We start from the raw sequence: 25,913 nt of genomic DNA on the forward strand, positions 1-25,913 counted from the left end.
AAACTGGTACTACAACCGAGTGAGCTTCTGGGCATCGGCCTCCGACACGTGCCCCCTGTCTACCATAAAGCTGCGTACCAACCCAAACGACTGGGCATCCATGCCCGACTTGGGGTGCTGAAGCAGCGTGTTCAGCAGAAACTGCCGGTCCTCGTCAACGTGCTGGCTTAGTCCTAGAAACGAAGGCAGGTTGCTTTCCACACTCAACCGCAGAAACCGGATTTCCGCGTTGTCGGAATCGAGTTTCACGGCCTGATCGAACTGCTTAGCGGCGTTCTGCACGTAGGTCAGCTTGTTGAACATGGAGGCGTCGCGGGCCCGGATGGCTTCGGCGGCAGCTTTATAGGCCAGCACTACGGCATCCTGGTCGCGGTAAGCAGCCATCAGTTGGTAGAACTTTTCGCCGGCTTCTTTGCTGGCGGCGGCCTCCTGATACTGGCGGCGCAGGTTGGAAACAGAATAGGGCATTTTGTCAATTATGAATTGAGAAGTAAGAATTAAAAAGGGCCGCGCTGGAACCGGCGTAATTTTTAACTCTGAAAAGCCCGCTACGCAAGCAAAAGCAACTACATAACGACGGAGATACAGCTTCACTAGGCAAGGAATTCGTGAGCGAATACATCGGCTTGCCCTTACGCTGCATAAGGCGAGCCAACGATTCAAATAGCCCGCAGGCGGTAACGAAAGTACGAACCCATCAGCAAAAGCAGCTTGGTGTTATCGGGTACGCGCACACGCTCACCCAAAATCCGTGCCGCAGGCAGCTGCCTGATCTTATGAAACAGCTTGAGATAATACACATACGCCAAATACACTCCCAGCTTGGCCGAACGTGGCAGCTGCATAATGCCGACGTAAGCGGCATCAAAATCGGCGCGGATATCGGCTTCTATCTCGCGTTTCACCGTGTCGTCGAACCGCTCGTAGCTTACACCAGGGAAGTAGACCCGGCCCCGGTCGTCGTAGTCGGAGCGAATGTCGCGCAGGAAATTCACTTTCTGAAACGCTGAGCCCAGCCGCCGCGCCGGCTCCCGCAGTTGCTGAAACATGGCGTCGTTACCTTCACAGAAGATGCGCAAGCACATTAGCCCCACCACTTCGGCCGAGCCGTAAATGTATTTCTCGTACAACGACTGGTTGTAGCTCCGGTCGTCGAGGTCCATTTCCATACTGTACAGAAAGGCATCAATGAATTCCCGGTCGATGCCATAGGCCCGCACCACGTCCTGAAACGCGTGTAGCACCGGGTTTAAGCTCAGGCCAATGGCCAGTGCCTCATCCGTCTGCCGCTTGAAATCGGCGAACAGCGCGGCTTTGTTGTGGTCGTGGAAGGTGTCTACTATTTCATCGGCCCAGCGCACGAAGCCATACACGGCGTACACCGGCAAGTGAAACCGCGCATCGAGCGTACGAATACCCAGCGTAAACGACGTGCTGTACCGCTGCGTGATGAGCTTGCTGCACGCGCGGCTGGTTTCGGTGAATAAAGCAACGTGGTCCACTTTGTGTCAATTAAAAATTGAGAATTAAAAACTAAGAATTGGCTGCTCTTGATGCGCGGTGTTTTTTCTTGACCAGCCAATTTTCACAGCAACTCTCAATACGTGCAATTTTTAACTTTTACTTCTTAATTTTTAACTGGAAACTCCTTCTCCACTTCTTTGGCCACTACCTGGCCCGATATGAGCGAGGGCGGCACTCCAGGGCCCGGCACCGTTAGCTGGCCTGTAAAGTACAAATTACCAACCTTCTTGCTTTTCAACGACGGCTTGAGAATAGCCGTTTGGCGCAGCGTATTGGCCAAACCATAGGCGTTGCCCTTGTAGCTGTGGTAATCCTGCTGGAAATCCTGGTGGGCGTAGCTGCGCTTGTACACCACCGCGTCGCGGATGCTGTGGCCGCAGTGCCGCTCCAACCGGTCCATGATAAGGTGGTAGTAATGCTCCCGGGTTGCTTCGGGGTCGGGCAGGTTGGGCGCTACCGGTATCAGCAGAAACAGGTTTTCGGAGCCGGCCGGGGCCACTGTAGAGTCGGTGATGCTGGGCACACAGGCATAGAACAACGGGCGGCTGGGCCATTTCGGCTGCTCATAGATTTCCTCGGCGTGCAAGGCGAAGTCCTCGTCAAAGAACAGGTTGTGGTGCCGGAGCTTATCTAACTTTTTATTTACGCCCAGATAAAACAGCAACGACGACGGCGCCATGGTACGCTTATCCCAATACGCTTCGTCGTAGGTGCGCCACTCGGGGGCCAACAGGTGCTGCTCGGCGTGGTGGTAGTCGGCGCCGGCCACTACCACGTCGGCGGGGCGGAAACCGGCGGCGGTTTGCACGCCGGTGGTGCGGCCGTTTTCCACTACTATCTGCTGCACTTCCTGGTTGTATTCCAGCGTCACACCTTGCTCCTGGGCCAGCTTCACCATGCCTTCCACAATCTGGTGCATGCCGCCCAGGGGGTACCAGGTGCCCAGCGCCAGATCGGCGTAGTTCATGAGCGAGTACAGGGCCGGCGTGTTTTCGGAGGTGGCACCCAGGAAGAGAATCGGGAATTCCACCAGTTCCAGCAGCCTCGAGTCTTTGAAGAATTTGCGCACGTGCTTGTGCATGCTTTGCAGCAAGTCCAGCCGCACGGCGTCTACTACCAGCCGCGGGTCGGCAAATTCCAGCAAAGAGCGGCCGGGCATGTGCACGAACTTACCGATGCCGACTTTGTACTTATAAGCGGCCTGCCGCAGAAACTCGTCGAGGCGGGCACCGCTGCCGGACTCGTACCGCTCGAACAACGCGCGCAGCTCACTCATGGCGGCCGGAATATCCACGGCTTCAGCGCCCTTAAAAATCACCTGGTAGGAAGGGTCGAGCCGGACCAACTCGTAGTAATCAGCCACTTTCTTGCCGAAGCGGGCGAAGTACTGCTCGAAGATGTCGGGCATCCAGTACCAGCTTGGGCCCATATCGAAGGTGAAGCCCTCAGCCTGAAACACCCGCGCCCGGCCACCGGGGCCTTCATTTTTTTCCAGAACGGTAACGCGGTAACCGCGCTGAGCCAAAGAAGTAGCGGCGGCCAAACCCGCGAAACCAGAGCCAATAACTAGTACGTTGCTACTCACAAATCACAGATTACGCAGGTTGAGGGCCGGTTTCACGGTGGCGAACAGGTGCAAAGATGGAATTTTACGTCCAACAAGCAGCCCGCACCATCTGATGCCCCTTATGCATACCGCCAAGCTCGGCAGAGGTTTCCGCAAAGGCGCTGAATTCGTGAAATCAGCGGACAGCGCATCTTGAGTGGCTATAAACAAACCGGGCCGCGAACAGCGCCAAATCAGCGTCGTTCGCGGCCCGTGATACGCCCGGGGCGGGGTATACTCTCTCCCTATTCCCTACTCGCCGGGGGCGTATGTCTTCAGCGCATCTTTCAGCTCCTTGCGGGCAATGTGGATGCGGTTTTTGACGGTGCCAATCGGGATTTGCAGCTTCTCCGCAATTTCCAGATACTTATACCCAATGTAGTACATCATGAACGGCGTCCGGTAGTCGGCCGACAGACCGGCAATGGCCTGGTTGATATCCGTTACTACGAAGTCGGAGGTGGCTCCGTTGTGCGTAATGTAGTTTTCGTCGGTGTTGAAATACTGGAAGTATTCCGTGCTGTCAATGTTGCTGTTGCGCTTCGTTATCTTATTGTAGTTGTTGATAAACGTGTTGCGCATGATGGTATACAACCAGGCTTTCAGGTTGGTACCAGCTTTGAACTTGTCTTTATTCAGCAACGCTTTCAGCAACGTCTCTTGCACTAGATCCTTCGCATCATCAGCGTCGCGGGTCAGGTTCATGGCCACGGGCTTTAGAGAGTAGGAAATCTTCTGTACTTGAGAGGTGAATTCCAAAGAGGTCATACTGTTTAGCTTTTCGTGGCAAAAGGTTAAACAAATATACGAGGCAATTTGAAAGTCGGGCAACGCCGAAGCAAGTATTTTTCCGCCTGCTGCCTACCCTCTTACCGAGCACATGTTAAAGTACGAAGCACCTGATAATCAGCCAGAAAAACCTCGTACAAGATTCTGTTCTAATTGTGTTTCACTATCTCTTCACCTCCCGCCAAAATGCTCGACAAACCTAGCTTAGCTCCCGACAAAACCCGCATTTTACCGGGTAAAACGCAAGCTGTTTAACCCAGTATATCCGGGTTATTTTTTTGTTACGCGGGCGCTTGAGCGTGTTCTAGCTGATCAATTTTTTTTAAAAAATCGGTCATCAGCCGGTAGCGCATTGCGTTGGCGGGCAGTTGCAAGCCTTCCACGTGAGCTAGCGGCCCGTATAAATTTACCTCTTTGCTCGGGCATAGGTCGGCTAGCTGATCAACAAAATCTTGCACCCGGTCGCGCTCCGGCACAGCCGTCAGCACGGTGCACAGGGCATAGGGCTGATAGGATTCGCATACAGCCTTTAGCTCGGCAATTGGCAAGTTCTGTCCTAAGTACAGCACATGGTGCCCCCGGAAACGCAGGGCGTAACTCATGAACAGCAGCGCCAACTCGTGCATTTCGCCTTCCGGCAGAAACAGCACCCAGCGGTGAGCGGCACAGGGCTGCACGGGGCATAGCGCATCAATGGCGGCCATCATTTTCTGGCGTATCAAGTTGGTAACCAAGTGCTCCTGCGCCGGATTAACGGTACCCGCCTGCCACATCACCCCTATGCGCTGCAGAAACGGGTATATCACATGGAGCATGGCAGCTTCAAAGCCTAGCTGATAAATGCTCTGGTTGAGGATGTCGTTGAGTTGGGGCTCGTCCATGGCCAGCATAGACGCCAGCAAGCCATTTACCCGTTGGCAGTAGTTGTTGGTGTCTTCGTGGCAAGAAATAACCGCTTGGCATATCTCCTGCTCGGTGAGCTGCGCTATTTTGGAAATCCGGTAGCCACGACTGCACAGCGTGGCCACGTTTAGCAGGCGCCGCAGGTCACTGTCGCAATACGTTCGGATGTTGGTGGCGGTGCGCACTGGCCGCAGAATGCCGTAGCGCTGCTCCCAAATACGAATGGTATGCGCCTTAATGCCCGAAAGCTGCTCTAAATCACTAATTGAAAAATGTCCCACGGCTAGCTATTCTTTTCCACTGAGCGCTCTGCACGGGCAGTAGGTTGCCGCAAAATGCGCGTAGGTGCCGGCTTGCGCATAGCCAGCGTGAAGTAGCGCGGCGACACCCACAACAGCCCAAATTCCTCGGAATTGTCGCGAGTGGTGGCTTTGTGGTGCATCTTGTGGGCCATGTTCAACGCCCGCAAATACGTGCTGCGCGACTTCCGCCAGAACCGCAGCCGCCCGTGAATCAGCACATCGTGCACGAAGAAGTACACACTACCATAGGTGGCAATGCCTATTCCCATCCAAAACCGAAAGTCTTTGGTTTCGGCGCCATACATAATGAGCAGCATCGACAAGGAGCCGTAGAACAGGAAAAAGAAGTCGTTGCGCTCGAAGTGGTGCGGGTGTCGCACGTGGTGTGAGCGGTGCAAAAACCACAGCGGGCCATGCAGCACAAATTTGTGCATGAACCACGCAATAAATTCCATCCCCAGAAAAGTAGCCGCGGTAGTGGCTACGGCTGCCGTCGTCGTCATAGTAAAAGCCTAACCAGCGTATAGAGCAGATGTTTGGTGATATGCCAGCGCATGCTCGCCGCAGTATCTTTTACAAAACAAGCTGCGCCTTAGTTTTCCCAGCTGATTTTTTCTTTCGCCAGGAACGCGGCAATGCCCCGGCGGCAATCCAGCGTACCGCGGGCTTCGGCATTTAGCTGCGCCGCGTACCGGAGGCTGTCCTCCAAAGGCATTTCGGGCAGGCGGGCCAGCATTTCCTTGGTTACTTCCATGCTCTGCGCGGAATTCTCGACGCACAGCCGCCGCGCAAAAGCATACACGTGCGCAGCCAGCGTTTCGGCAGGTACTACTTCGTTCACCAAATGTATGTCCAGGGCCTTTTGCGCCGAAATGATGTCACCGGTTAGCAGCAACTGCTTGGTGCGCGCCTCCCCGATTTTACGAATCAGAAACACGCTCACGATGGCCGGCAGAAACCCAATTTTCACTTCCGTGAAGCCGAATTTTGCTTCGGGAACAGCAAAAGCAAAGTCGCAGAGGGCCGCCAGGCCGCAGCCGCCAGCCAGGGCATGGCCTTGCACCTGCGCAATCACCACTTTTTTGAGGGTGTAAATCTGATGAAAGAGCTGCATCAGGTGCGTAGAATCGGCCAGATTATCGGTGTAGCCGAAGCCTTGCAGCTCCTGAATATAGGCCAGGTCGGCACCGGCACAGAAGGCTCCGCCCTCGGCCCGCAGCACAATTACCTTGCACGCTTCGTCGTCTTCCGCAAATTCGAAAGCCTGCTTCAGTTCCGTTACCATATCGGCACTGAGGGCATTGCGCTTCTCGGGGCGGTTGAGCGTGATATAGCCGATGGCGTCTTGCGCCTCGTAGCGAATGAAGCGTAGGGCTTCCAGCTCTTGGGTGGGCATGTTGTCCATAGGTTTCCTGGTTAAAAGCAACGAGGTAAACGACGGGAAGCTGGTCTGGCAACGCCAAACGGCCGAGCGACGCGAAATAAGGTCGGTACCAACCAAACCTAGCAAAAATGATGCGCTATAAAAACTATATAGCGAGTAAGCAGGCGCGGCGGTTTCGTAGGGCGCTAGTTTCCGGCCGGAGCCGCTACCGGCTGCCGGGTGTATGCCCCTTGCTGCGTGAGGTCATGCGTCTGCCAGCCAGCTACTTGCAGCTTTGGTTGCAGTGAAGCAACGTACCAAGATTTACACGAAGAATCGAAAATAATTGTGGGCTGCCGCCCGAATACGGCTTCCAACGTTTCGGGCCAGACGCGGGCGTTGCGGCGCAGCACCACCACATCCACCGGGCAGGGCTGCCGTGCGCCATCCAGCCGCCCCGACACGAAAGCCACCCGCACCCCACGCCACACCGCTAGCACCAGCCCACTGCTGTCGGGGCGGTGCACGGGCACTTGGCTACCGCGCCAGCCGGCGTGGTAGCTTACCTGCCGGGCTTCGCGCTGAATGATGCCCGGCACAATGCGGTAAGTACGTTCGGTTTCGGTGAGCGGCAACGAATCAACGGTAACAATGTGGGCGGCCGCGCCCTGCCAGAACCCCACCACCGAACGGCGCGGAATACTGTAGAAAATCAGTTGCTCATCGGGTGCGAGGCGGCGGGCGGCCCACATGCTGCTGCCCGCAAACAAGCCCATCAGCACACACGCCATGCCTAGCCACGCCAGATGCCGCCGCGCCACAAACGCCAGCAACACTAGAATAATGGCGAAAATCAGCCAGGCCTGCGGAGCCGTAACGTGGATGCCGGAAATGAGGGCGCCCGGCATGAAGTTCCCAATCCAGAAGATGTACTGATTGAACAGCCAAATCATTTGTTCAAACACCACCCCTACTATTTTCGGCAGGAAGTCGAGCACACTCGCTAAGCCGGTTGAAAATAAGCCGATGAAGGCCACAACGCCTTTCAGCAGAAGCAGCCCCAGCCCTACGTACACGGCCATAGAGGAAATAGGCACCGCCACCAGGTTGGAGAGCAAGAAGCTCAGCGGGAACTGATGGAAATAGTAGAGCCCCAGCGGAAACGTAGCCACCTGCGCCGCCAACGACAGCGCCGTAGCCTGCCAGATGTTATCCAGCAGCCAACTGGTTTTCTGCCAAAGCCACTGTAATTGTTTGGATTGCCAGGGCCGTTGCTTGTTCAGGAAATAGCCGCGCACATCCAGCCAGGCCACAATACGCGGCTGCAAATACACGATGCTGATAACCGCCAGAAAAGACAGCTGAAAGCCAACGTCGCAGAGCAGATAGGGGTCGTAGCAAAGCAAACAGAAAGCCGCTACGGCCAGCGTGTTGAACATATTGGTTTGCCGGCCGCTGGCGCGTGCCACAATAATGAACGTGAACATCACGGCCGCCCGTAGTACCGAGGCCGACAGGCCCGTCAGGAACGCATAGCTCCAGATGCCAGCTAGCCCCAGCAGCGCCGACACCAGCCGAAACGTGGCCCCGCGCCGCCCCGGAATCCGACTGAGCAGCCACGTTACGGCCCCAAACAGCAAGCCCACCTGCAACCCCGATACGGCCATGATGTGCGTGGTACCGGTGTTGGCGTAGGCTTGCTTGGTTTGCTGATCCACGTCGTCTTTGATGCCCAGTACCAGGGCCGAGGCCAAGGCGTATTCGCGCTTATTGTGCACGTATTGCCGGAATACGCCATCAAGCACTCGGGCGGTGCGCATGGCCACGGCCCGCAGGTAGCTAGGCGGCGCGGTGGCTATAGCGCGGTATTGGTCGGGGTGAATGAACTGTTGATGATACACCTGGTGGTACTCCAGGTAGCGGCGGTAGTCGAACTCGCCGGGGTTGAGCGGCGCTTTGCTGGGTGCAGGCGCCCCGCGTACCAGCCACACGTTGCCGTAAACTGGCGCCATCACGCCCGCGTCGCGCGGAATGGACACCCGAATACCGCCCACCGCCGCTTGCCACTGCCCTGCCACCCGCACTGCCGACACGCGCACCGTGGTAGCATAGGTGGCGGGCCGTACCACCGTATAATCGTCCACCACAGCGCGATAAAACTCGATTTCACCTCCAAACCGATACAGGTGATTTGCAGCTCTGGATTCGGTGGCTTGCTGCGTTAGCGCGGCCCCGGCCACGTATACCGCCAGCACCGCCAGCATACCAGCCAGGTCCGTGGCTTCGGGGCGCCGTTGCCGACCGGCCCACCACTGCGCCGCCCCAAACAGCAACACTGCTCCTACTACCCCTCCTGCCAGAGGCGGCAGCATCTCTCCGAAATACAGGTAAGTCAGGATACCGGCCATCAACGCCAACGTCAGGCGCACAAAGGCATAAGAGGCCCAGGTAATGGTATTCTTCATAACAGAAGTAGCACTTAGTATATGATAATCTTGCTTCCGAACCGGATAGCCACGTAACGGATTAGGTAATATATCAAAAGCCAGCCACGTTGTACTACACCAAGCAGTGAAGGCACAAAAAAGCCCTTCCGTAACGCACGAAAGGGCTCTGGCTTTTTGCTGGGTACTGCTGCTAATTGCTTGTGCGCCGCACCATTTTGTAGTGCTGAATGTCGCACTCCTCGAACATCTCACCGACCTTCTCAAAGCCGTGCCTTTCATAGAAACGCACAGCCGGTAGTTGCGCATTCAGGTACACTACTGCGCCGGGCCAGGTGGCATCTACGTCTTCGAGTACTTGCTTGAGAAGCGCCGCGCCGGCCTGCTGGTTACGATATTCGGTTAGCACTGCAAAACGCTCCAGCTTCACACCGCCGTCGGTTTTGCGCCAGCGGGCCGCTCCGCAGGGCGTCCCATCGGCGGTCCGGGCCAAGTAATGCGTAGCGCCATCGGCATCGTAGGCGTCATGTTCGGCTTCTGCGGGCACATTCTGCCCTTCCACAAACACGTTGTGCCGGATGGCAAAGGCTGCTTCCAGGTCGTGTGGGGCCGTAATGCGTTGAGCTTCCATAATGCACTGATTTAAGCGGGTTAATCGAGTTCTGCGGAAAAGTTTCACCACTGGTTGGTCGGCGAAAGTAGAAACAAAACGAAAAAAGCTGCTTCCCTAGAGAAGCAGCTTTTCGAGAATAGTTGATGCTGTTACGTTGATTCCGGCCTGAAGTTAGAGCTGTTGCTCCTGGTTCACGGGCAGTTCCTGGGTGCCATCGTCTTCGCGACGGGCATCGGGGTGCCGGCCGGGGTCGGAAGCGGCAGAACCGGGGTTGTTTGGCCGACGGTAGGGTTGCGCCTCCCGAATGGGCCGGTTGATGGAGTTGGCTTGTTCGTGCTGCGCGGCTACGTCGTACTTGTCGTAGGCCATCACAATCGACTTCACCAACCGGTGCCGCACCACATCTTCGGAGCTCATTTCCACGAACCCAATGCCGTTCACGTCCTTCAGAATATCCAACGCCTGAATCAGCCCCGATTTCTGCTTGGTAGGCAAGTCAATCTGGCTTCGGTCGCCGTTCACCATCACTTTAGCCGTTGGCCCCATGCGAGTCAGAAACATCTTCAGCTGCGAAGGTGTAGTGTTCTGAGCCTCATCGAGCAACACAAAAGCGTTGTTGAGCGTGCGGCCGCGCATGTAGGCCAGCGGCGCAATTTCGATGGTCTTGTTCTCCATGTAGAACTTGAACTTCTCGGGCGGCAGCATGTCCTCCAGCGCATCATAAATGGGCCGCAGATACGGGTCGATCTTGTCTTTCAAGTCACCGGGCAGGAAACCCAGGCTTTCACCGGCTTCCACCACGGGGCGCGAAATAATGATCTTCTTAACCTCCTTGTTTTTGAGGGCCCGTACCGCCAGCGCCACCGAAATGTAGGTTTTGCCGGTGCCAGCAGGCCCCAGCGCAAACACCAAATCGTGGCGCATTACGGCATCAACGAGGCGTTGCTGGTTGGCCGTTTTGGCTTTGATAACGCCGCCCTTGGCCCCAAACAGAATGACATCGGGCGAGGCTTCCAACAAACGGTCCTGCTGGTCTTCATCGGCCGAGGAAAGGTACTGGCTTACTGTTTTGTCGGTGATTTGTCCGTACTGGTGATAGTGCTCCAGCAAGGCCGACAGGATGTCGTTGATACGGCTGATGACGGGCGTTTGGCCCTGTATTTTAATCTCGTTGCCGCGGGAAATAATTTTGCTACCTGGAAAAGCCGCCGCTAGCTGGCGGATGTTCTGGTTATCGGGCCCCAGGAAATCAATCAGGGACACGTTTTCGAGCGTGATGACTTTCTCTACCAAATTAAGGGGTGGTAAGGACTAGGGAGTTGAGTGAAATGAAGCCACCCGAAGCATATCGGTTCGGGCAAATAGCCTATTTTTGCCGCCCTTGAAGGGCACCAAAACAATAGTACGAAGAACTCAGGATTTCCGGCAATGGGGTTGATTACGTTTCTGTCTGACTTCGGCTACCGCGACCATTACGTGGCGGCGGTGAAGGCGCGGATTCTACAATTAGCGCCTTCCGTGCCGGTTCTCGACATTTCGCACGCTGTTGAACCCTTCAACATCGCGCACGCCGTTCACGTTCTAAATGCGGTATTTCGTGACTTTCCGGCGGGCACCGTACACCTGGTTGGCGTCAATGATTTGGGTGGCCCTCGCGCCGCCTGGCACGCGGCCAGCTTTCAGGGTCATTATTTCGTAAGCGCCGATAATGGCCTGCTTGCCTTGCTCTGCGACGGCCAGCCGGAGGAGCTGGTTAGCTTGGGCGCGGCCAGTACCCTCACCTCCTCCCCCACCCGCGACCTGCTGGCTCCTGCGGCAGTACATCTAGCGCAAGGCGGCCACCTCACCGACCTTGGCCCCACTGTCACGCAGTTCTTTCAACTGCTCAACCGCCAAGTGCGCCTCCAGGATAACCGCATCACCGGCCACGTGGTGCACGTCGACCACTACGGCAACCTGATTACCAACATCACGCGGCAGGCAGTGGAGGTCATTGGCCGCAACCGCCCCTACACCGTGCATTTCGCCCGCGAAACAGTACGTGAAATTGCGGCGCACTTTCAAGCCGCCGACCCCGGCGAAGCCGTCTGCATTTTCAACAGCCAAGACCAGCTTTGCATCGGCATCAACCAAGGCAATGCATCGGAGTTGCTGGGCCTCCACTTCGACTCGCAGGTAGACTTACGTTTCCCAAACGAAGGAGTGCCAGTTGCGCCCGTAGCTTCAGAAAGTTACACGGCCCGCCAAGTAAAATCCTAGCCACGGCGCAGTGAAGGCATTTTCAGCATTTGTTTTAATATTATGTTAAACAGACATATCAGTTAAATTAAGAACTCCCAAGCGCTGCGCTTTATTTGTAAGAGCAAAGTAACCATATCCCCCTCCCTGTTATGCTAATCCGAATCGTGCGGATGACGTTTTTACCGGAAGCAGTACCAGCCTTCTTGGAAATTTTCCGCAATTCTCAGGAGCAGATCCGACAGATGCCAGGGTGCCAGTTTCTTGAGCTGTGGCAGGATGCCGACCAACCCAATGTGTATTGCACTCACAGCCATTGGGATTCAGCGGATGCATTGAACGCCTACCGTCGCTCTGCACTATTTGGCCAAGTGTGGCCAGCAACCAAGGGGCTGTTTGCGGCCCCTGCGCAGGCGTTTTCGGTGCAGCAAGTTCCGTTAGCAGCCCTTTAGAGTCACTGTAATTCAGCAGGCACCAGCAGCATCAACGCACCAATATCACTCCAGCTTGTTAACCTTAAGTGGTGAAACCGGTATTGCTAGCTATGGAAACCAATTATTTCGAGTTCTACGACCTGCCCGAAGCCTTTCAGCTTGATGACGCGGCTTTGAAACGCCGCTATTATGCCCTAAGTCGCGAATATCACCCCGACTTTCACGCTACGGAAAGCGCCGAGCGGCAGCAGGAGGTCTTACGCCTATCGACGCTTAACACCAACGCCTACCGCACTCTTTCCGACGCCGACCTCCGCATGGCCTACATTTTAAGCCGCCACGGACTCTTGGAAGAAGGAAAACAGTCGATGCCACCAGATTTTTTAATGGAGGTAATGGAGCTAAACGAACAAATAATGGAGCTAGAATTCGACCCGAATCCGGAGGTAGCTGCACAGGTGGAATCCGAGGTTAACGCACTGGCTGACACACTAGATGCGGGCATCGAACCAGTGCTGGCTGGTTACCCGGGTCTCCCCGTTGAAGCGCGTCCCCAAGCACTACACCAAATACAAACGTATTACCTAAAAAAGCGGTACCTGTTGCGCATTCGCGAAAGTCTAACTAAGTTTGCAGCCCGTTCCTGATCAGCAGGAATGAGTGAAGCCCAGATGGCGGAACCGGTAGACGCGTTGGTCTCAAACACCAATACCGCAAGGTGTGCCGGTTCGACTCCGGCTCTGGGTACCCGTAGGCACTAGAAGTGCTGAATTAGTCGTAAAAGCGGCCTTTCCAAGCAATTGGAGGGGCCGCTTTTGGCATTACGGCACACCCCATTTGTCTACTTGGTGCAGCTTCAGGTATTCATATATTGAACCACCTTGCTGGTTTGCTATTGGCAGCAATTGGTTTGCGGATTGATTCCAAACCTTAGCGCGGCGTTTGCCTATTCAAGACCCATCATAAGCCCTGCTACGCGTATATGCAGTGGCGCAAGAGCCCGATAGGGCATACGCTCGTCGCTGAGACTACAGTGCTTACTACGGTATATCCCTAATTCTGAGCAAAAAACCTGGTTTCAGATAAACTACACCCGATAGTTCAACTATACTCGAAGTCACCTACACAGGAGCTTCCTTCTATCAAATATTTATTTGACCGCCACAGCAATAGCAGTAGTGGAATTAGCAGAATACGCAGTGGCTTTATACCAATTGTGTGTACTCCCCCCAGTACAATCACTGCCTGCCCTGTACTAACCAGTAACACAGAATAGTTGCGGACCGCTCCGAATAGAGAGTTGGTGCAACTAGCCTAGGTTGATAGGCTGTTTCTGGATTTCGGCGCGGGGCAGCCAGCCCGCACATGTGCTTCTTTACCCACTAAGTAAAGCTGTTGGTCGAAATGCTGCTCTTGCGCGTGCGGAATTGCAGTAAATTCGAAGTTGTTCCCCTGTTAGCTCGTTTGCCACGATGCTGTTTGAACTATTCTTCTTTTTGTTTTTCCTTTTAGATCAAGAAGCACCAGCATTGCAGGCAGCAGCATGAAGTACTCTCCCCGGAAAGCTGCTACTCCACGGGCGGTTACCGGGCAAATTCATTTCAGTTGGAGTAAATGGCTTTTATAGTCTGCGCATACTTCCCTTCCATGATGCACTTCCTTTCCCGTTTCCAATTATCTGCTTTACTGTTGCTGGCAGCCCTGGCCGCTAAGCTACCAACAGCTTCCGCCCAGACAAGGGAGCGGCGCACCAGCATTGGCATCAACGCAAGCACCCTACAATACCAAGGCGACTTCGGCTCAGATTATTGGAAATTCAATAGCAGTCAATACGCCCCAGGCGTAGCCGTTAATCTATATCTGTTTCGGGGGCTGGATCTAAACACTCAATTCTTTTATGGGCAGCTAACAGGCCAACGCAGTGCTGCTTCTTATTTCAATACCACGCTGCTCAACAGCACTCTCGGCTTGAAATTCAAGCTCAACAATGGCTGGGCGCTCAAGGAGGAAGCTCGCGTGCAGCCCTATCTGCTAGCCGGTGGGGGCTGGACGTACGCCAGCCGGGTGGGGCTGACAGATGGCAACCGTATCGACGAAGATAAAGGCTATATAGATGTAATGGGCGGAGCTGGCATTAGTCTTCGTTTGGGCCGAGGGGTTAGCTTTTTTGTGCAAAGCAGCCAGCATTTGCCTTTACATGCCAACCTGGATGGGGTGCCGGCGCTCAACAACCCTCGGTGGGCCGACCGTTTTTTGCAGCATACTGTGGGCCTGACGTTTAATATGGGCCAAGCCCGAGATATTGACGAGGATGGTGTACCCGACCGGCTGGATCAGTGTCCTAAAACCCCTGCCGACATTGAAGTAGATGCCCATGGCTGCCCCCTAGACGATGACCATGACGGCGTGCCGAACTATCAGGATCAATGCCCCAATGACCCAGGAACCGCCGAAATGCGGGGCTGCCCTGATACCGATAAAGATGGTATAGATGATGTAGATGACGTTTGCCCTGATACACCCGGCAAACCTGAACTGCACGGCTGCCCTGATACCGACAACGACGGAGTAACAGACGCCAACGATAATTGCTTGGATACACCTGCTGGCGCAGCTGTTGATGCCAACGGGTGCTCGGTGGCAACTGCTACCACCCAGGCCAACCCCGACTCTGCCCAAACCACAGCAACTGCTACGGATACTGACGGCGACGGTACCCCCAACGCCACCGACCGTTGCCCTAACGACGCAGGACCAGCTACCAACCACGGCTGCCCCGAAATCAAGGCGCGAGACCGTCAGCGGTTACGGCAGGCTACCTTATTTATTGGCTTTGAGCGCAACCAAGCCACGCTACTACCCTCCTCCTATGCCACGCTGGATACTATTGCCCAAATCCTGACGCAATACCCTAATTACTCGCTTAGTATTGCCGGCCACACTGATAGCCAAGGATCAGCAGCATATAACCTACGGCTTTCACAGGAACGGGCCGCTGCCGCCCGGCGCTACCTGCTTAGCAAAGGCAGCGCCGATACCCGCGTGGAACTGCGCGGTTACGGCTCAAGCCATCCTCTTGCTGATAATGCCACCGAAGCCGGGCGAATTCGTAACCGGCGGGTGGAATTTGACCTATTCCTTACCGGGGAGTTAAATGCCGCTCAACAGAAGTACGGCTCTGCCCCAACCCTTCTCTCAGTTGCTCCCCCCGCCAAGCCCAAGCTCGCTCCAGCGAAAAAACGCTCAGCTGTAAAAACTTCGCGCAAGAAGACTTCAACCAAAAGCAGAAAACCCGCGCAAGCAGTTAGAGAAGCCGCCGTTCCTTCTACTAAGCGCGATAGTAACTGGTAGAACACGGTCGTATAGTCGTTGCGGCTTTGTTGCATAGAACATCATAAAAAAAGGTCCTCATTATGCTGATGAGGACCTTTTTTTATTTCCCAGCCAGCACGCTGTTCTACTTCTGCTTCTGGTCTGTGTAAAAAGCTATTCTGTGGCTCCTTTCTGTGCTTCCCGCAGCCACTCTTGAGCTGATGCCAGGAAAAAGAAGTGCCGGTTATGGAGGTTGCTAACCGCACCTAACTGCACGGCCTCGGCATAAACGGCTGCCAACGACCCAGGCTGCACAACGGTGGCCATATGCGTTAAGCCTGCTTGCACGGCGCGCGGCACCCAATTCGCTACTATCCATTCCACCGCGTCTTCACTCCAAAAACCACTGATTTGACGATTATCATTGAGCAGACAGCAACACGCCTTTTCCTGCAACAAGAGAAGCCCTGCATTGCAGCCAGTGAGCACGCTGGCATAGCTCTGGTCACCTACCCACGTGGAGGAAACCCACTGATTTTCGGCGTCGTAATCGAGTATAAGGTATACCCGCCCAAGGGCATCATGTAATTCGGTCGGCATAGAACTGGAGGCTAATAGAGTAGATTAAGTAGCATTACGTAAATGGTTGCAACACCAAAACCGATGGCCTCTTGCCAAGCCACCGTAAGGTACCCGGCCGCAACTGCACACTATCAGGAAGCAGAGCTACGATAGCAAGGCTATTAAAGCGCAGGACCTACAGAAACTTTGGCAAGGCCAGCGCAACAGAAGAGCATACCAAGATTTCTCGGCTCCCAAACCCGCTGCTCATCACGCACCAAACATCACAAAAGAAAAAAGCCCCTCGGCGCAGCACGATGGGGCTTTTTAGTGGTCACGCTAGGACTAAAAACGTGTTTTTCGTTTCCAGCGCTTTCCACTAAAAGCGCCGTAAGGTAGGCAAAAACGCGGGTTGCGCGGTAAGCACTGCCAACGACTGGAAGGGAATTACCTGAAATCTGCCACATAAATCTGCCGCACACTTTTAGGCCGCGTTCGAGGAGCGGCGCATGAACTCCTGCAGCAGCTTGATGGTGTCCACGCCCACGTAGCGGTTGAAGCTGGCCTCGGTGGTGTGGCCGGTGGCCTGCATGACCATGCGGGTGGGCACGCCCTGGTAGAGCTTGAGCGTAACGAAGGTTTTGCGGCCCACCTTGCTGCTGAGCGTCAGGCGGGTGATGCCGGCGAGCTGCGCGACAATCTTTAAAAACTCGTTGACCCGGTAACACGTCGGCAGCAGCAGCCCGTCCGGGGCGCGGTGCTCGTAGGCGGTGGCCAGCTCCACCAGGCGGAATAGGTTGTCGTCGTAGAAGGGAATGTAGCACTCGCCGCCGGTCTTGCCGGCTTTGATGTGAATCATCTGGCCCTTGACGTGCTGCCAGCCCAGCTTCTCGGCGTCGCTGATGCGCAGGCCGGTGTAGCAGCACTCCAAGAACTTGTCGCGGGCCAGCGCCACGTGCGCCGCCCAGGCCTGGTAATTATGCATCTCGGGCGCGTTGGCCTTGGAATGGGTGGCGCGGTGCAGCTCCAGCAACTGCTGCTGCACTTGCTCGGAGTGGAAGTCCAGCTTTTGAATGCGGCGCAGCTCCTGCTCGGTCAGCGCATCCACGCCCACGTAGACTTTGGGGGCGGTGAACTTGCGGTAGCGGCGGTTGACGGGCAAGTCCTGGTCTTCGCACCAGGCCAGGAAGGTGCGCAGGCGAGTGATGTGCTTGCCGAAGGTGTTGGCCTCCTGGCCCAGCTCGTCCATGACGTACTCGCGGAACGCGTAGTAAAACGCGTTGTCCATGCCCTCGAGCGTGAGTGGCACCTGCTTGGCCTGGCTGAAGAGCGCAAAGCGCTGCCGGGTGGCCTTGAGCCCGTCGAGCGTGGTTTTGGCCATCGGGCGGTAGGTGGTCGGGTGCAGCTTACGGGCCGACTCCTGCACCCACGCGTCCATGAGCTGCAAAAACGTGCGCGGGGCCGCCCCCTCCCCGGCCGTAGCGGGCACCACCGAGGGGTTGAGCGTTTTGCCGGGCTTGAGTGCCGGCTCCAGCGCGGCGCGCAGCGCGGCCTCGCTGAGCAGCACCCCCGCCTGCTCGGCCGCATACAGGGCCTCCTCGGCGGCCTGCTCGATGGCGGCCAGCTTGGGGTTGATCTGGTGGTAGTAGGAACCTTTAACGGCTTTTACCTTGTGGTTTTCCTCGTCCCAGTGCTCGGGGCGCACCACTTCGCCGCTGCCAATGCGCAGGCGGTGGCCGGCCCAGCAGATAGTCATCTGAATGGGAGCCAAGCCGCGCTTGTTCAAGGCGCTGCGGCGCAATTGACGCGTGATGTCCATGCCGTAAAACTAGCACCTGCCCGCCGAGTTTACTCTTTCACGAAGTTACTAGGAGGAAGCCGCCGCGCCCAGCCGGGTGCTCAGGTCAGGGACGGATACAAGGCCAGGGTGAAATTGAGGGCCGCCAGGGCCACCTGCACGAGCTGGTGCCGGTTAAGGGCCGCCTGCAAGTAGTTGGGCGTAGTGACGAAGGTTTGCACTTCCGTGTCGAGCATGGCCAGGTGCTGCAAAAAGAGGTAGCGCCGCCCCTCGGGCACGTGCGCGGGGTAGAGCTGGTGCAGCTCCTCGACGAGCACCGTGAAAAACGCTTGCAAGGGCACTCGCTCCTCTTCGGTAAGCACCCGGTTCCGCTCCCCAATTAGGCGTAAATACGCCCGGTCCTGGTGCAGGCGGGCAATAAGTAAAGCAGGCATCCTATAAACGCGTGATAAAGCAATAAATTACTCGAGCAGCGCCGTGGCCAGGGTGGTTTCGAGCACGCGCAGCAGCAGCTCGTGGGTTTGCTGCCACTGCGCGGGGGGGTGGCTCCGTTAGCAGCAACGAATAATTGAGGGTAGGGGTCAGCAAGAAGGTCTGCTGGACCAAGTGCATCTGGTTGAGCAGGAGCTGATACCGAAAGGCGTCGGGAGAACACAGCGAGCTGGCATAGAGTTCGTACAGGGCTTCAATCGTGGCCGTGAGCAGGTGCCGCAGCCGGTGCTGGACGGGGATGGGATACTGGCCTACGGGCAGGCGACGAACTTGCCGAAACAGGCGCTTGAGTTGCGCAAGGATAAGCGGAGTAGGCGGCATGACAGCGCGTGCCCAACCCCGATGGCGGCGCGGGAAGGAGCCGTTGGTGAGTAGCTGTAACAGAATACGGCTGCCAATATATAGAAAGTACGCATTAGTAGCGCCCTGCCTAGCATCGCGCTACCTACCGTAAACGCTACTCTTTTATAAGCTTAGTGGTATGGCCACTGGTCTGGTCGCGCAGCAGGTAGAGGCCGGCGGGCAGGGCCTGCACGTCCAGGGGCTGGGCGGAAAGCTGGCCGGCACGCACGACCTGGCCGAGCTGGTTGAGCAGCTGGTAGGGCGTGCCCAGCGGGCCGCGCAAGGTGAACTGGTCACGGGTGGGGTTGGGATAAGCGGTGAGAGCCGGGCGAGCAGTCGCAGTTTTGGTGCTGAGCGGGTCGGCGGCCAGTTTGATCACCCAGAAATCCTGGCCGCCCTGACTGGCCTGCGTTTTGTCGCTGCTGGCATCCGACGCGGTGCCACAGGCCAGAATATAGCCCCCATCCGCGGTTTGCCGGAGCATAGCCAAATCGTCCACCCGGTTGCCACCCAGCGACTTGTCCCATTGCGTAACGCCGCTGGCGCTGAGCTTAATCAGCCAGCAGTCCCCGTCGCCCTGGCTGACGCGCGTTTTATCGCCCGTGGCGTTGGAGTCGGACACACCGCCGATCAGAAAGCCGCCGTCGCTGGTTTGCTGCACATCAGCAAAAAATTCAGAGCCCCAGCCGCCCAGCGTTTTGTCCCAGAGGACGGTGCCGCTGGCGTTGAGTTTGACCACCCAGTAGTCGACGCCCCCCTGGCTGTTCTGCGTCTTGTCGCCAAACAGCCCGGAATTAGAGTGTCCCCCTAGAATGTAGCCCCCATCCGTGGTTTGGGCTACTTTGTAGAGTACGTCGCTATCGAAGCTTCCTACGGTGCGGTCCCACTGCTTGGTGCCGCTGGCATCGAGTTTGAGCACCCAGTAATCATTGTTGCCCCAGCTGGCCTGGGTTTTGTCGCCGCTGATGGGCGAACTGGAATACCCGCCGAGCACGTACCCGCCGTCGGTGGTTTGCTGCAGGCTATACAAGTAGTCAGCGGAAGAGCCGCCAAAGGTCTTATCCCAGAGCTTGGTGCCGGTGGCGTCGATTTTGACCACCCAGTAGTCGTTGCTGCCCAGATTGGCCTGCGTTTTCGCCCCGCTGATGGGCGAGTTGGAATAGCCTCCTAGCAGGAAGCCGCCGTCGCTGGTGGGCTGCAGCGTGGTTAACTCGTCTACTGCCGAGCCGCCGTAGGTGCGGTCCCAAACTTTGGTGCCACTGGCATCGAGCTTGACGAGCCAGTAGTCACTGCTCTGCGGCGATTCGGTTTTGTCGCCGCCGATGGGGGAGCTGGACGTGCCGCCCAGCAGGTAGCCGCCATCAGCGGTTTGCAGTACGGTGCGCAGGTTGTCGGCATTGATGCCGCCGAAGGTCTTGTCCCACTGCTTGCTGCCGCTGGCATCGAGCTTGAGCACCCAGTAGTCGAAGTCCCCGCGCCCGCCCTGGCTCTTGTCGCCGCTCAGGGGCGAATTGGAATAGCCGCCGACAATATACCCCCCGTCGCTGGTGGGCTGGATGGCCTGCGAGCGGTCGGTAATTGAGCCGCCCAGCGTCTTGTCCCAGAGTTTCGTCGGGGCTTGGGCAGTGGCGTGATAGGAACTGCCTAGTAAGCCGGCAGCAGTAAGCAACAGAGTGGGTAGTAATCGGTTCATACTGAAGGAATAGAGGAGGTAATAGGATTGAGTTCTTCTCGCGCAATAATCGCACCACGCGGCCGGCCCGGCGCAGCGGCAACTGGAGGTACTACGGCGTGCGGCGCTTGAGCAGGTAGTAGAAGCGGCTTTCTTCAAAGCCCTGGGGCTGCACGTCCCAGCCCAGGGCGTAGAGGTAGTTCAAGGCGGCGGCCTGGTCGGCGAAGCGGCGCGGTTTGCCGTTTTCGCGCACGTAGTCAAACGGGCCGGCTGGGTTCACGCCATCCGATAAGGAGAGCTGGCAGTACGAGAGCAGCACCCAAATGCGCGCCGACCCGTACATCGGTTTGGCGGGCGCGGCGGCGGGTGACTGCTGGGCCTGGGCGGCGGGCAGGGCCGCACCGAAGTAGAGCGCAAGCGGCAGGAGCAGATAGGCAGGGCGCATAAGGGGTAGGAGTAAAACGAGTGAACGAGGCACGGCACCTAGGCCGCGGCCGACATCATGGTAATGTAGTAGTTGGCGCAGTGCACGGCCAGCAGCAGCAGCACGTCTTTAGAAGGGTGCGTTTCCAGGGCCGCGGTGGAGGTGAGGGCGAATTCATAGGTGAACTTGCTCCACTTAAAATCGGGCTGCACCACGAGCAGTTCCTGCCCTTCCGCATCGGTGAGCAGGTAGTGGCTTTTGAAGAGGCCTTTCTGGCGGAACACGAAATCCTGCGGCGCGTGGCCGGGGAAGGTGCTCTGCAGGATGATGTTGCCGTTCCAGCCCATCTTGAAGCGCAGCAGCGTGGTGTCGTGCTGGCGCAGCTCGATGGTGGTACCCCAGAAGCCTTTGGGCTGGACGGCAAACGGCGTGGGCTCGGTGGCGAGCGTGAGCGTGGCCTCAAAGGAGAACCAGCTCGGGTAGGTGAGCTGCCCCACGAGGCGGGCGCCTTCACGCAGGCGGAAGCAGCGGGTGTCGTCGGCGGTTACGTGGTACTCGGCCATACAGGGAGAAGGATTAACGCTGCAAACCTGCTCTACCCCAGCGGTAGCCGCCACGCCAGCACCCAGCCGCCCAAGGCTAGGTGGAACATGGCGTTATCGGAGTGGTGGAAGTAATAGAGAAGGAATGTGTAGTATTCGAAAACTAACCAGCTATAGCTAAGTTTTTTAGTCATGACCAGCGTATGTACGTACTGTACATACCGCTGAAACAAGGTAGCTTGCAGAAAAATAGCTTGAAAATTTGTAAATTAAGAAGTTGTTGTTGAAGTATTTCCGCAATGCTAGATAGAGACATCCGTAGCTACTTGCACGAAACATATCTCCGACGTTACAAGAACGACGGCATTTCGTGTGTGGTAGAGGAGATGGGGCTCTCAGCACACGCAGCACGTATAGATATTGGCGTTATTAACGGTGAGTTAGTTGGTTATGAGATTAAGAGTGACAGAGATACACTGAACCGTTTGCCAGGACAACTGGAAGTATATAATCAAATTTTCGATCGTATTACTGTAGTCTGCGGTCCGAAGCATTTAGGGAAGCTAGAAGAGTATCTGCCGGAATACATCGGCTTGATGGTTACTAAAAACCTGGATGGCAAGTGGGAACTAGTAACAATTCGAGAGTCTTCCCAAAATCCCAACAGGACAGCGTATATGATTGCTAGTTTGCTCTGGCATGAGGAAGCCAAATCGTTACTTGTTGAATTAGGCCTTAGTAAGGGATTGAGCCGTTTGCGTCGCTGGGAACTTTGGGAGCGTATCGCTGAAAATTTACCTATAGACCAGGTTTCTCATCATGTACGCACTATACTCAAGGCGCGTACCGCATGGAGGGAAGCATAGAAACGACAAGTTCTAAGTGATGAGATGTATTAACGGCAACCCAAGTTGTAGCATTACCACGCGGTTGCGAGCCCGGCTGGCTAGCATTATAAATGAACTCATCTCCCCAGCTAAAATCTTGACCGCTGAAATCAGCATTCCTGGCCAAAATCATACTCAGTCTATGAAATTGTTCGCTCATCGTGAAAGGTGAGGGACCAACTTTTTGCCCTCTTGTCACCTCGTAATATGCAGGAAATGTGTAGCGAACTTTAGGCACTCCGATGCGACTAGGACTAGGCTCTATAGAAACTGTTCCTGTAGCATAGTCCCCAAAATGAATAGTTTCCTCAATTCCGTCTTTTACGTTAGAGAAGAACTCTAACTCTTTTCTTGAAAACTGAACCGGCACCCACTTTTCAGACTCTGGCATAATGCTAGGTAGCGAGGTAGACGACAGGATAAGACCTGCTGGGTGCAAACTACTTAGTTGATGCATATATCCCTGAATAGCTACTTCGTATATACCTAATGCAGTTGTAGGCGAACTAATATCGCCTGCATCTAACAATATGAAAGCGTTAGTAGCCTTAAGCTCATAAGCATTTATTGCATCTTTTATTTTTTGTAAGGCTTTTCCCGTAAGTTCATTAATAGGGATACGTAGAATATAGGGTTTTCCTTCCCCTAATAGTGAGTTATATAATTTAACGTAATCCTCAGACCCTGTCAAGCTGTACACTGGATAAAACTTTCCTCCATTTGTTGTAATGGAAAAAAGTAGATTCCTGAGTAACGAAGAAGAAATACCTGAAGGCTTAGGATCTAAAAAGCAAGCTAGGTTGCTAGAGGGATTTAAGACAGCTTGAAGCGTATTTGCTATTTTAGTAATGTATTCAGCAGAAGGTTTTACCTTTTTTCCATTCTCATCTAAATCAGGCGGAGCTATTTGAAGAATAGGTCTGACTGAGTATTTAGATTTGGGTTTTAAGGTGCTTAGTGCATTAATTTCGCCTTTTTTGACTCGGAGAAAGGGAAAGTATAACATCGACTAGGTTAATGAATCTTGATTAGAAAGGAACATAGGCTATTTCGTTGCCCATCGTAGATAATAGAGAAAGTAAGGGTCAAGAATATTTAAAGTTTCCTTCTCCTTATCATATTCAATCACCCTATCCTCTTCTGCTCTGGTTCTGATAGAAGTATCCATCTGTATTAATGTACTAGTTATATCGCTACCACGTGGCTCTGAGTATCCAGCATCAATTAGTGATTCTATTCGCCCCTTCAAATCTTCATAAGAAAAAGCCAGCGCTGCTTCACCACTAGCTATAGCTGCCAATACTATAGCATAAATATCACCAGTTTGTCCACCAGAGTACATGTATGTATTTCGCTGAGAACCTCTAGGCTTTGGCCCTGTTTTCAGGATTGTATATGCTGTTGAACAGTCTGTATTAGAAGAAGAGCTTACAAGCAGTTCCTTTAACTCCTCAGCTCTGAGTGATTTCCTAATAGGTGGTATCTGCTCCCCGAAATATCCATTATTATAACATAAGTCAAGACACAAAGTCTGCATTAATTGGGGAGAGGATAAGCTTTCTTTAACTAGAAAACTAAGCGTGGCTTCATCAAGTATGATTCCTAGTTGTCGAAATCCTCTTTTAGGTATTTCTATTAATTCCTGCTCACTCCAATAAGTGATATTGAGTAAGCGTAGCCGGCCTCGAAGGTCTCTATTAGCTCGGATAGCTTGATCTGCTCTGTGTGGCACCGAAACTAATACAATGCGGGTTCCTTCTCTAGCAGCTTCCTTAAATTCTTGTGCTAATATTTTTTGTAAAGCTGCATCTGCATAATGAAAATCATCAACCACAAGAGTTAAATTCTCATCCCTCAACAACTTAAATAAAGCCTTTGAATTCCTATCGTCGAATATTCTATTTAACGTTTGTTGGCGAGTAGCGGTGGTATTTGCTGCTACAGATCCGCTTGCCTTTGCTAAAAGAGGAATACTGCCAGTGGCTGTAACTGTGCCCGTTATAGTGCCTCCTAGAGTTGTTGCAACTGCGCTAGAAGATGAGCGCTCAGTAGATAGTTCTTGCCGGAGCTTACTCCAAAAAACATCGATGGTTGTAATGCCAGCACCTGTGATGAGTAACATATTTTCCACCCCAATTACTTTTTCGCAGAGTACTGTTTTTCCGCACTTAGATGGACCACTAATTACACTAATGAACCCTGGGGTAGTTAATGCATTCGATAATTTCTGTTCCAAGGCGAGACTGGAACGTTCATAATAAGTGACACTGGGTAAAGATCCTGGGGTAAATACATCATTCACATGCATAGTTGCTGCAATATTAAGTTGACTATAACAGATTACGCCCCACCCTCCGCAACGCCGGCCTCGGGAGCGGCTGAGCTGCGGCGGGTGAGTAGGTCGCGGGTGAGGATGAACAGTGCGATTAGTCGAGCCAATGCTGCCATATAGATCAATGCTGTCCGAGGGGTAATTTCTATGGATTTATGCTGCAACAGCGGATTAAGAGGAAAGATAATCCCGAACACTAATGCAGGAATCAGCAGCATTTTGGCCCATAAGCGCCCATGCCATACAGCCCAGCACATGAAGCTTAGTAGAAGGAAATAAATAAGCCCCCCAATATTTATAAAGTCAGATGTGAAGTGGATAGGATGTTGCGGCTCAGGAAAGAGCAGCGGGGCGAGGAAAGGGATGACCATACTGGCAAGAAACCACCAGACGGCTCGATGGTCATTGGCAGGAATTGTAACGGCCATATCAATTCGGCCGGTTATGCCCGGCCCGCAGCAACGACAGCATTTCCTCCTTAGCGGCAATCAAGTCGTCCTTGGCACCTAGCAGCGCATCCTTGCTGGCTAACTGCGCTTTGAGTTGCTCGATTTCCTGTTGAGAGCTTTCCAAGCTGCGTTTACAATCTTCTAGGCTGATGTTATTGATGGTGTTCTGACCAATGTTATTAGCCTGTACACCTCCTTTATTTTTCTTGGAGCTGATTGTCACTGGGCTGGCTTGAGCATCGCCAATAAAGGGTTCCCCTGCACCTGTAAGAAACCAGGCAGGGTTGATGCTTTCAAAATGCTTCAATACCTTCTCTATATAATCAGCCCCTGGCATTGAGTTGCGAGTGCCAACGTAGTTCTGCGTGATAGTAGGCTTCTCTCCAATGGCTTCGCTAAATGCCCGAGCGCTTAATTTGAAGGATTGTAGCAGAAAACTTATCCGCTGATTTATAGGGTGTTGCTGCACTTTGTAATCTTTTTAGTCTAAAACTTACAATCGTAAGCTTTCAATTGTAAGGTGTTTGCGTATGTTTGTGGGGTGTACAGTACCCAGCAGTTGCAAGAAAGCAATTGCCCGGTGAATTGTGCCAAACACAGCCATGACTGAGCGTCAGAAATTCCTGCGGTTGCTGTCTTTCGTCATCGAAGACCTGCCCACCAGCGCCGTCGATACCGCCGTGCGCGCCGGCTATCCGGCCCCCACCTCCATGCTGGCCAACGTGCGCATCGCCCGGGTGATGAACCTGGAGCACCTGGTGGCGCTCATCGGCTACGGCCTGCCCAACTACTCGATTCCCGAAGACCTTTTGCCGGCTGCCCCGGCCCCGGTCGGCGCGCCCCTGGCGCTCGGCCTCTAATTCCATCCTTTCACCCCTTCATTTTT

The 25,913-nt window shown here is 54.6% G+C and carries 27 protein-coding genes and 1 tRNA gene; 7 read left to right on the forward strand and 21 right to left on the reverse strand.

Annotated elements, in window-relative coordinates; translation table 11 throughout:
* Positions 1-9: 9 nt before the first annotated feature.
* The 10 genes from J0X19_RS21845 to J0X19_RS21890 form a co-directional block, all read right to left on the reverse strand.
* The gene (locus J0X19_RS21845) at positions 10-468 is read right to left on the reverse strand and encodes a hypothetical protein (RefSeq protein WP_206986542.1); all 459 of its coding nucleotides are present in this window, start codon (positions 466-468) and stop codon (positions 10-12) included.
* 191 nt (positions 469-659) lie between these two features.
* Positions 660-1,502 carry a phytoene/squalene synthase family protein gene (locus J0X19_RS21850; protein WP_206986543.1) on the reverse strand — a complete coding sequence of 281 codons (843 nt, stop codon included), beginning with the start codon at positions 1,500-1,502 and terminating at the stop codon, positions 660-662.
* Positions 1,503-1,627: 125 nt separating this feature from the next.
* Positions 1,628-3,109 carry a phytoene desaturase family protein gene (locus J0X19_RS21855; RefSeq protein WP_206986544.1) on the reverse strand — a complete coding sequence of 494 codons (1,482 nt, stop codon included), beginning with the start codon at positions 3,107-3,109 and terminating at the stop codon, positions 1,628-1,630.
* Positions 3,110-3,382: 273 nt separating this feature from the next.
* A complete protein-coding gene (locus J0X19_RS21860; protein ID WP_022823815.1) occupies positions 3,383-3,898 on the reverse strand; it encodes a sigma-70 family RNA polymerase sigma factor in 516 nt (171 codons plus the stop codon).
* 302 nt (positions 3,899-4,200) lie between these two features.
* Positions 4,201-5,103, reverse strand: a complete 903-nt coding sequence (locus J0X19_RS21865; protein ID WP_206986545.1) for a MerR family transcriptional regulator — start codon at positions 5,101-5,103, stop codon at positions 4,201-4,203.
* Positions 5,104-5,105: 2 nt separating this feature from the next.
* Positions 5,106-5,627 carry a sterol desaturase family protein gene (locus J0X19_RS21870; RefSeq protein WP_206986546.1) on the reverse strand — a complete coding sequence of 174 codons (522 nt, stop codon included), beginning with the start codon at positions 5,625-5,627 and terminating at the stop codon, positions 5,106-5,108.
* A gap of 89 nt (positions 5,628-5,716) precedes the next feature.
* The gene (locus tag J0X19_RS21875) at positions 5,717-6,529 is read right to left on the reverse strand and encodes an enoyl-CoA hydratase/isomerase family protein (protein WP_206986547.1); all 813 of its coding nucleotides are present in this window, start codon (positions 6,527-6,529) and stop codon (positions 5,717-5,719) included.
* Between the two features lie 164 nt (positions 6,530-6,693).
* Positions 6,694-8,952: a ComEC/Rec2 family competence protein gene (locus J0X19_RS21880; protein ID WP_206986548.1), complete on the reverse strand. Its 2,259-nt coding sequence runs from the start codon at positions 8,950-8,952 to the stop codon at positions 6,694-6,696.
* Between the two features lie 172 nt (positions 8,953-9,124).
* The gene (locus tag J0X19_RS21885; RefSeq protein WP_206986549.1) at positions 9,125-9,562 is read right to left on the reverse strand and encodes a GNAT family N-acetyltransferase; all 438 of its coding nucleotides are present in this window, start codon (positions 9,560-9,562) and stop codon (positions 9,125-9,127) included.
* A gap of 153 nt (positions 9,563-9,715) precedes the next feature.
* Positions 9,716-10,837, reverse strand: coding sequence for a PhoH family protein (locus J0X19_RS21890; protein ID WP_206986550.1), 1,122 nt, complete (start codon positions 10,835-10,837; stop codon positions 9,716-9,718).
* Positions 10,838-10,972: 135 nt separating this feature from the next.
* On the opposite strand from J0X19_RS21890, the gene J0X19_RS21895 reads away from it, so the two are divergent.
* The 5 genes from J0X19_RS21895 to J0X19_RS21915 all read left to right on the forward strand — a co-directional run bounded on the left by J0X19_RS21895 (position 10,973) and on the right by J0X19_RS21915 (position 15,567).
* Entirely contained in the window at positions 10,973-11,803 is an 831-nt protein-coding gene (locus J0X19_RS21895; protein ID WP_206986551.1) for an SAM hydrolase/SAM-dependent halogenase family protein, read from the forward strand.
* A gap of 131 nt (positions 11,804-11,934) precedes the next feature.
* Entirely contained in the window at positions 11,935-12,234 is a 300-nt protein-coding gene (locus J0X19_RS21900) for a putative quinol monooxygenase (RefSeq protein ID WP_206986552.1), read from the forward strand.
* Positions 12,235-12,326: 92 nt separating this feature from the next.
* Positions 12,327-12,863, forward strand: a complete 537-nt coding sequence (hscB, locus tag J0X19_RS21905; protein WP_206986553.1) for a Fe-S protein assembly co-chaperone HscB — start codon at positions 12,327-12,329, stop codon at positions 12,861-12,863.
* A gap of 18 nt (positions 12,864-12,881) precedes the next feature.
* Positions 12,882-12,963 (forward strand) — tRNA-Leu (locus J0X19_RS21910).
* A gap of 900 nt (positions 12,964-13,863) precedes the next feature.
* Positions 13,864-15,567, forward strand: a complete 1,704-nt coding sequence (locus tag J0X19_RS21915; RefSeq protein WP_206986554.1) for an OmpA family protein — start codon at positions 13,864-13,866, stop codon at positions 15,565-15,567.
* 135 nt (positions 15,568-15,702) lie between these two features.
* On the opposite strand, the gene J0X19_RS21920 is transcribed toward J0X19_RS21915, so the two are convergent.
* The 7 genes from J0X19_RS21920 to J0X19_RS21950 form a co-directional block, all read right to left on the reverse strand.
* Positions 15,703-16,128 (reverse strand): hypothetical protein, encoded by a 426-nt coding sequence (locus J0X19_RS21920; protein ID WP_206986555.1) that lies wholly within the window; start codon positions 16,126-16,128, stop codon positions 15,703-15,705.
* Between the two features lie 445 nt (positions 16,129-16,573).
* Positions 16,574-17,908, reverse strand: coding sequence for a tyrosine-type recombinase/integrase (locus tag J0X19_RS21925; RefSeq protein ID WP_206986556.1), 1,335 nt, complete (start codon positions 17,906-17,908; stop codon positions 16,574-16,576).
* A gap of 80 nt (positions 17,909-17,988) precedes the next feature.
* Positions 17,989-18,321: a hypothetical protein gene (locus J0X19_RS21930; protein ID WP_206986557.1), complete on the reverse strand. Its 333-nt coding sequence runs from the start codon at positions 18,319-18,321 to the stop codon at positions 17,989-17,991.
* A 1-nt stretch (position 18,322) separates the two neighbouring features.
* Positions 18,323-18,700 carry a hypothetical protein gene (locus J0X19_RS21935; protein WP_206986558.1) on the reverse strand — a complete coding sequence of 126 codons (378 nt, stop codon included), beginning with the start codon at positions 18,698-18,700 and terminating at the stop codon, positions 18,323-18,325.
* Between the two features lie 136 nt (positions 18,701-18,836).
* Positions 18,837-20,414 carry a T9SS type A sorting domain-containing protein gene (locus tag J0X19_RS21940; protein ID WP_206986559.1) on the reverse strand — a complete coding sequence of 526 codons (1,578 nt, stop codon included), beginning with the start codon at positions 20,412-20,414 and terminating at the stop codon, positions 18,837-18,839.
* 91 nt (positions 20,415-20,505) lie between these two features.
* Complete coding sequence (locus tag J0X19_RS21945) at positions 20,506-20,838, reverse strand: hypothetical protein (RefSeq protein WP_206986560.1); 333 nt, start codon at positions 20,836-20,838, stop codon at positions 20,506-20,508.
* Between the two features lie 38 nt (positions 20,839-20,876).
* Positions 20,877-21,380, reverse strand: a complete 504-nt coding sequence (locus J0X19_RS21950; RefSeq protein WP_206986561.1) for a hypothetical protein — start codon at positions 21,378-21,380, stop codon at positions 20,877-20,879.
* A 305-nt stretch (positions 21,381-21,685) separates the two neighbouring features.
* Between J0X19_RS21950 and J0X19_RS21955 the strand changes: the two genes are divergently transcribed.
* The gene (locus J0X19_RS21955; protein ID WP_206986562.1) at positions 21,686-22,225 is read left to right on the forward strand and encodes a sce7726 family protein; all 540 of its coding nucleotides are present in this window, start codon (positions 21,686-21,688) and stop codon (positions 22,223-22,225) included.
* Here the strand turns inward: J0X19_RS21955 and J0X19_RS21960 are convergent.
* The 4 genes from J0X19_RS21960 to J0X19_RS21975 all read right to left on the reverse strand — a co-directional run bounded on the left by J0X19_RS21960 (position 22,194) and on the right by J0X19_RS21975 (position 25,496).
* Entirely contained in the window at positions 22,194-23,252 is a 1,059-nt protein-coding gene (locus tag J0X19_RS21960) for a beta family protein (RefSeq protein ID WP_206986563.1), read from the reverse strand. The two genes, J0X19_RS21955 and J0X19_RS21960, sit on opposite strands and share 32 nt — an antisense overlap.
* A 39-nt stretch (positions 23,253-23,291) precedes the next feature.
* A complete protein-coding gene (locus J0X19_RS21965) occupies positions 23,292-24,482 on the reverse strand; it encodes a hypothetical protein (RefSeq protein ID WP_206986564.1) in 1,191 nt (396 codons plus the stop codon).
* 104 nt (positions 24,483-24,586) lie between these two features.
* Positions 24,587-25,006 carry a hypothetical protein gene (locus J0X19_RS21970; protein WP_206986565.1) on the reverse strand — a complete coding sequence of 140 codons (420 nt, stop codon included), beginning with the start codon at positions 25,004-25,006 and terminating at the stop codon, positions 24,587-24,589.
* A gap of 1 nt (position 25,007) precedes the next feature.
* The gene (locus J0X19_RS21975) at positions 25,008-25,496 is read right to left on the reverse strand and encodes a hypothetical protein (RefSeq protein ID WP_206986566.1); all 489 of its coding nucleotides are present in this window, start codon (positions 25,494-25,496) and stop codon (positions 25,008-25,010) included.
* Between the two features lie 133 nt (positions 25,497-25,629).
* Between J0X19_RS21975 and J0X19_RS21980 the strand changes: the two genes are divergently transcribed.
* Positions 25,630-25,887: a hypothetical protein gene (locus J0X19_RS21980; RefSeq protein ID WP_206986567.1), complete on the forward strand. Its 258-nt coding sequence runs from the start codon at positions 25,630-25,632 to the stop codon at positions 25,885-25,887.
* Positions 25,888-25,913 lie beyond the last annotated feature (26 nt).

This window comes from Hymenobacter telluris (assembly GCF_017313265.1).
GTDB lineage: Bacteria > Bacteroidota > Bacteroidia > Cytophagales > Hymenobacteraceae > Hymenobacter > Hymenobacter telluris.

What these genes read in the sequence shown, in the direction of transcription:
- J0X19_RS21845 (WP_206986542.1), bottom strand. Translation starts at nt 468, where the DNA reads ATGCCCTATTCTGTTTCCAACCTGCGCCGCCAGTATCAGGAGGCCGCC.
- J0X19_RS21860 (WP_022823815.1), bottom strand. Translation starts at nt 3,898, where the DNA reads ATGACCTCTTTGGAATTCACCTCTCAAGTACAGAAGATTTCCTACTCT.
- J0X19_RS21870 (WP_206986546.1), bottom strand. Translation starts at nt 5,627, where the DNA reads ATGACGACGACGGCAGCCGTAGCCACTACCGCGGCTACTTTTCTGGGG.
- J0X19_RS21875 (WP_206986547.1), bottom strand. Translation starts at nt 6,529, where the DNA reads ATGGACAACATGCCCACCCAAGAGCTGGAAGCCCTACGCTTCATTCGC.
- J0X19_RS21880 (WP_206986548.1), bottom strand. Translation starts at nt 8,952, where the DNA reads ATGAAGAATACCATTACCTGGGCCTCTTATGCCTTTGTGCGCCTGACG.
- J0X19_RS21885 (WP_206986549.1), bottom strand. Translation starts at nt 9,562, where the DNA reads ATGGAAGCTCAACGCATTACGGCCCCACACGACCTGGAAGCAGCCTTT.
- J0X19_RS21895 (WP_206986551.1), top strand. Translation starts at nt 10,973, where the DNA reads ATGGGGTTGATTACGTTTCTGTCTGACTTCGGCTACCGCGACCATTAC.
- J0X19_RS21900 (WP_206986552.1), top strand. Translation starts at nt 11,935, where the DNA reads ATGCTAATCCGAATCGTGCGGATGACGTTTTTACCGGAAGCAGTACCA.
- hscB (WP_206986553.1), top strand. Translation starts at nt 12,327, where the DNA reads ATGGAAACCAATTATTTCGAGTTCTACGACCTGCCCGAAGCCTTTCAG.
- J0X19_RS21915 (WP_206986554.1), top strand. Translation starts at nt 13,864, where the DNA reads ATGATGCACTTCCTTTCCCGTTTCCAATTATCTGCTTTACTGTTGCTG.
- J0X19_RS21920 (WP_206986555.1), bottom strand. Translation starts at nt 16,128, where the DNA reads ATGCCGACCGAATTACATGATGCCCTTGGGCGGGTATACCTTATACTC.
- J0X19_RS21925 (WP_206986556.1), bottom strand. Translation starts at nt 17,908, where the DNA reads ATGGACATCACGCGTCAATTGCGCCGCAGCGCCTTGAACAAGCGCGGC.
- J0X19_RS21930 (WP_206986557.1), bottom strand. Translation starts at nt 18,321, where the DNA reads ATGCCTGCTTTACTTATTGCCCGCCTGCACCAGGACCGGGCGTATTTA.
- J0X19_RS21935 (WP_206986558.1), bottom strand. Translation starts at nt 18,700, where the DNA reads ATGCCGCCTACTCCGCTTATCCTTGCGCAACTCAAGCGCCTGTTTCGG.
- J0X19_RS21940 (WP_206986559.1), bottom strand. Translation starts at nt 20,414, where the DNA reads ATGAACCGATTACTACCCACTCTGTTGCTTACTGCTGCCGGCTTACTA.
- J0X19_RS21945 (WP_206986560.1), bottom strand. Translation starts at nt 20,838, where the DNA reads ATGCGCCCTGCCTATCTGCTCCTGCCGCTTGCGCTCTACTTCGGTGCG.
- J0X19_RS21950 (WP_206986561.1), bottom strand. Translation starts at nt 21,380, where the DNA reads ATGGCCGAGTACCACGTAACCGCCGACGACACCCGCTGCTTCCGCCTG.
- J0X19_RS21960 (WP_206986563.1), bottom strand. Translation starts at nt 23,252, where the DNA reads ATGTTATACTTTCCCTTTCTCCGAGTCAAAAAAGGCGAAATTAATGCA.
- J0X19_RS21970 (WP_206986565.1), bottom strand. Translation starts at nt 25,006, where the DNA reads ATGGCCGTTACAATTCCTGCCAATGACCATCGAGCCGTCTGGTGGTTT.
- J0X19_RS21980 (WP_206986567.1), top strand. Translation starts at nt 25,630, where the DNA reads ATGACTGAGCGTCAGAAATTCCTGCGGTTGCTGTCTTTCGTCATCGAA.